The 4259-nt window shown below is 51.8% G+C and carries 6 protein-coding genes; all 6 read right to left on the bottom strand.

What is annotated here, in order from left to right; genetic code table 11:
• Window positions 1–77: 77 nt before the first annotated feature.
• The gene (locus AC01YT_RS13485; RefSeq protein ID WP_476676256.1) at window positions 78–893 is read right to left on the bottom strand and encodes a chemotaxis protein CheW; all 816 of its coding nucleotides are present in this window, start codon (window positions 891–893) and stop codon (window positions 78–80) included.
• On the bottom strand, window positions 877–1689 hold the full coding sequence (locus AC01YT_RS13480) for a ParA family protein (RefSeq protein WP_476676254.1): 813 nt from the start codon (window positions 1687–1689) through the stop codon (window positions 877–879). The genes AC01YT_RS13485 and AC01YT_RS13480 overlap by 17 nt, the downstream gene beginning before the upstream one ends.
• 23 nt (window positions 1690–1712) lie before the next feature.
• Window positions 1713–2228: a chemotaxis protein CheX gene (locus AC01YT_RS13475; RefSeq protein WP_476676252.1), complete on the bottom strand. Its 516-nt coding sequence runs from the start codon at window positions 2226–2228 to the stop codon at window positions 1713–1715.
• A 21-nt stretch (window positions 2229–2249) separates the two neighbouring features.
• Window positions 2250–2768, bottom strand: coding sequence for a chemotaxis protein CheX (locus AC01YT_RS13470; protein ID WP_476676250.1), 519 nt, complete (start codon window positions 2766–2768; stop codon window positions 2250–2252).
• A 29-nt stretch (window positions 2769–2797) separates the two neighbouring features.
• Window positions 2798–3658, bottom strand: coding sequence for an HDOD domain-containing protein (locus AC01YT_RS13465; protein WP_476676248.1), 861 nt, complete (start codon window positions 3656–3658; stop codon window positions 2798–2800).
• Window positions 3655–4259: CheR family methyltransferase (locus AC01YT_RS13460; RefSeq protein WP_476676246.1), on the bottom strand; the 605-nt coding region annotated here is incomplete at its 5' end. The genes AC01YT_RS13465 and AC01YT_RS13460, both read right to left, overlap by 4 nt.

Genomic DNA, 4259 nt, shown 5'->3' with positions numbered 1-4259 from the left:
TACCTTACTGCTGCAAACCCTTCTGGTTACGGCGATTTGGAATGCCAAATTATCCTTGAGGGGCGAATCTGGAAATCTCAGCGAGTAGAGTTTCCTGCGGATAAGGTCGCCTGTGCCGGCCTCGTCCCATAAAAACCCTTGCCGATCCCTCGGGATCCAACAGTCTGGAGCAACGAATCTAAATCCAACAAAAGCACTAGGTGGTCCTCGAGGCGTGCCACCCCGCGGAAGTAAGCGGCATGAGCCGAACGGGTCATCGGTGGGGGTGGTTCAATTAGGCTGGCGGGAATTTGACGCACGGAATCCACTCGATCTACAACCAATCCCGCTAATCCCAATGAACTGCTCACCACGATAATGCGTGTCTCATTGTTGTCCAATGTCTGAAAGCGTCCTAATCGCAGATTTAGATCAATCACGGGCAAAACAGCGCCGCGCAAATTAGTCACGCCGCGAATAAAGTTTGGGGTTTTGGGCACACGAGTAATCGGTTGCATCTTGAGGATAGCTTCCACCTTTTCCACTGGAACCCCGTACATCCCATCCCCGAGGCCAAAAACGACCAACTGCTCATCCAACTGAAATGCGGGTATTTCACTGTCGGATTTAAATTCCCGTTTCTTTACCTCAGGCGGCCTGGGGCTTTCTTCAACTGTTGATGTCTGGGGGTCTTTTCCACCATCAGTGGCCTCCAGTTCCCGAGGATTTAACGAAGATGGAATTTGGTCGCCCCGAGGGGCCACTACGCTTTCCTTGACCGGGTCTGGAAATGACCTCTCGTCTTGATCCGTGCGGAGAGAAACCGGCACCTTGGTCTCCACAACCGCTGGCTTCTTTGACTCCGTGGAGAAAAGTTGATCAATGGCCCGACTTAACTTATCGCGTCGCCGCATGGATGCCCCTCCCATTCCGGTTTTCAAAAAACGCCTTTATTTCCTGCGCCAACTGCCGATACTGTTGAGCCGCGCGTGACTTTGGAGCATAGCACACAATGGGTTCACCCGCCACAGCCGCCTCACGTAAACGTGTATCCAACCCGATCACCGTTCGCCACAGACGTTCTCCAAACGAACCCTGCAAGCGTTCCAACATCACACGGCTGATCCCATTACGGCGATCAAACATTACACATAATAACGAATAATCCAAAGTGGGGTTAGTGCGCTCTTTGATCATTTCAATCGTTGTGATCAGTTGCATCAATCCCCAGGCCGCTAAATAGTCCGCGGTAACCGGGATCACCACATGATGCGCGGCGGTTAGCGCCATCACAGTCAAAGGCCCCAGTGAGGGTGAACAATCAATTAGCACATAGTCGTAATTGGATGCAACACCTTCTAACAGATTATGCAACCCAAATTCATAACGGGCCATTCCGGGAAGTTGGCGCTCAAGTGCTGCTAGTTCCGGATCGCCTGAAACCAAAGCCAATCCATCAGGGTGAAGACCAAGGGGCATAAAAGACCGATGATCACCATGCTCTTTCAATCCCCACGTTAACCACTCCACAATCCCCCCTTCATCTGGTGGCTCTCGAACCCCGGCGCTCACACTTAGATTCATTTGTGGATCCAGGTCAATTAATAAAACCCGCTGTCCCTCCTCAGCCAGAGAGGCTCCCAGCGAAAGACAGGTAGTCGTCTTGGCTACCCCACCCTTCTGATTAACAATGGCCAACACGCAGCTCATCAAACTTGCTCCTCAAATTAATCTCAAACCTCTGGGCGCGGCGGAGTGGTTAATTGGCCACTGCGCACCACACCACGCCGCCCCTCACGCAGGGCAAGATGAATGGTGACTTGCCCACGCTCAAATTCAAGCGGAACGATTAAGCGCGGGAAATCAAGAGTGGAAATACGCGCCCCATTTCCCAAAAGCAGCGTAGGGGGCGAAATCACCGATTCATAGCCTGCTTGCGCTAACTTAACACTGGCCCGTCCGGTGATGACATTTCCCAATTCGGCGAGCGCGCTTTGGGCAAGTTGATCCAGCGTTTCCACTTCGCTTCCCATCATCGGTGATACCAAAGCCAGCGCGGTCGGTTGACTCATTGAATAAAATACGGTGCCTTCAACCTGTCCAACCAGGGAGAGAATCACCGTAAAATCCTCAGTCACATAGACGCTTTTCTCCAATCCCAAATCACCCCGACGCAGGTTATAGCCCGTTTCTGCTTTTAGGACTTCGAAAGCCGATTCCACAAAAGGATTTAAGAATTTAACGTTCATGTTTTCCTTCCTCTCCAAGTGTCACGAACCTGCGCCATTGACAGCGAGCGGCACGAAATTGCTACCCTTCATATCCGGTGGGCTTTCACGGACCGCCAAATGCACAACCAGATCACCCAGCGAGGTTTGCAAGGGAACCACCAGGCGCGGAAAATCGAGGGTGGAGATTTGCACGCCTTGCCCCGAGATTAGGGTGGGGGGTGAAATATTCGTTCGGTATCCCGCCTCTGCCAATTTAATCGTGGCACGACCAGTAATGACATTGCCCAATTCAGCAATGCCACTTTGAGCCAAGTTATCGAACTCTTGAAATTCCTGTCCCATCATCAGCGAGACAAACTTAAGTGCCGTCTCATAAGAGAGACCATACAGAACCACTCCCTGCAACTCATCCACCAGGCTAATCAACACGGTAACGTCATCCGTGGTCAAGGCAGATTTATGCAAGGAAAGAGGGCCACGTGTGGTGCTTACGTTCATTTCGGCCATTAACACTTCATTTGCGGCTTCAACGAAAGGATTGAGAAAATTGACATTCATGACCCGGATCCCTTTCTGTAAGGATGAACTCAGCCCCGACGCATTAAACCGATATAGTGCTCGGCTTCCTCAATCAGAGCACTTACGCGCGGGAGCATGTAGTCGAAAAAACCTTCATCTAAACCCAAGACTTGAAAAGCGCGCAAATCCAATTGATACTGAAGCCCATCGCGCCCCAGACCGATTCCAAACATCATCATGGCGGCATCAGCGACGTGCACCGCCGCCGCCAACACCATGCCATCGCCCGCCAAACTAGGCCGATGATGAAACGCAATCGCTTCAGGCAAGGGAGAAGGTAAGTTCCAGCGCCGTGCTAATTCACCGCCCAGCGTGGCGTGATCCACACCAAAGTAATGGCGTTCCAGATAGTCGAATGGTATCTGTTGCCAGGAGCCTTCAAAAGGATCGAGGGTACGCAATAGAACCTCAAACGCCAACTTTCCAATATCACATAACAACCCAGCATGATACGCCTCTTCGGCAACCTGTGGCCCTAAACGCTGGGCAGCCAGGCGCGCCCCACCTGCCACCCCCACTGCATGCTTCCACAATTCTCCCCGGTCTAAACGATATCCCGGCACTGGCCGGTCCATCAGGGCTGCTACTGAAGCCGTTAATATCAGGCTCTGAACCGCATTCTGACCCAGGTACGCCACGGCCTGGTGAACTGTCTTGATCGGTTGAATTGGGCTATAGTAGGCTGAGTTCGCCCAGCGTAAAATCAGGCTGGCCATGGATTGATCCAATGCCAACACATTGGCTACTTCAGCCAGATTGGACTTAGGATTTCGGATCAGCTCCAGTGCTTTATTGACCGCTTGTGATAGCGGGGGCAAGTCACCAATACGGCGTAATAACACCTCAAAATTGAAGCGGGGCGAGGTCATAAAGCCTTCTTCGTGTAAAACGAAATCTGAAAACTGCTGAAGCCATAGACGTGGGGATGAGGAATGATTTCCGTTCCTCCCAGGAACAAAAATCCGCCTGGTCGCAGCACCTGATAGAACTTGCGGTAGAGTTTTTCTTTGGCCTCATTAGTGAAGTAAATAACTACATTGCGGCATACGATGAGATCAAAATCCCCTTCGAAAGGATCTTCCAGCAGATTCTGTTCCCGAAATACAATCTTCTGGGTTAGGCTCTCGCGGACGTAGTAAGGCGGCCCCCCAACCTCGAAATAGGTTTGGAATTGCAGGGGAAATACGTGGCGCACCTCTTCCGCCAGATATGGGCCTCGAGCCTGGGCTTTACGCAACGCTCCGCGGTCGAGGTCTGTAGCCAGGATATAAGGCACCGGTCGAATTGCCAACTCATCGCATAGCATTGCCAACGAATAAGCCTCCTGACCGGTAGAACAACCCGCACTCCAAATACGCAATTGCCGACGGTGGTTTAGGCGTTGCTCTTGAATTAACCGCGGTAAGATGTGAGAACGTGACCTCCTCCCACCCTTGAAAGGGTGGGCTTCCCCTTTCATTGAAGGAAACT

Source organism: Thermanaerothrix sp., assembly GCF_056331585.1.
This window is presented reverse-complemented; position numbering and strand designations above follow the sequence as displayed.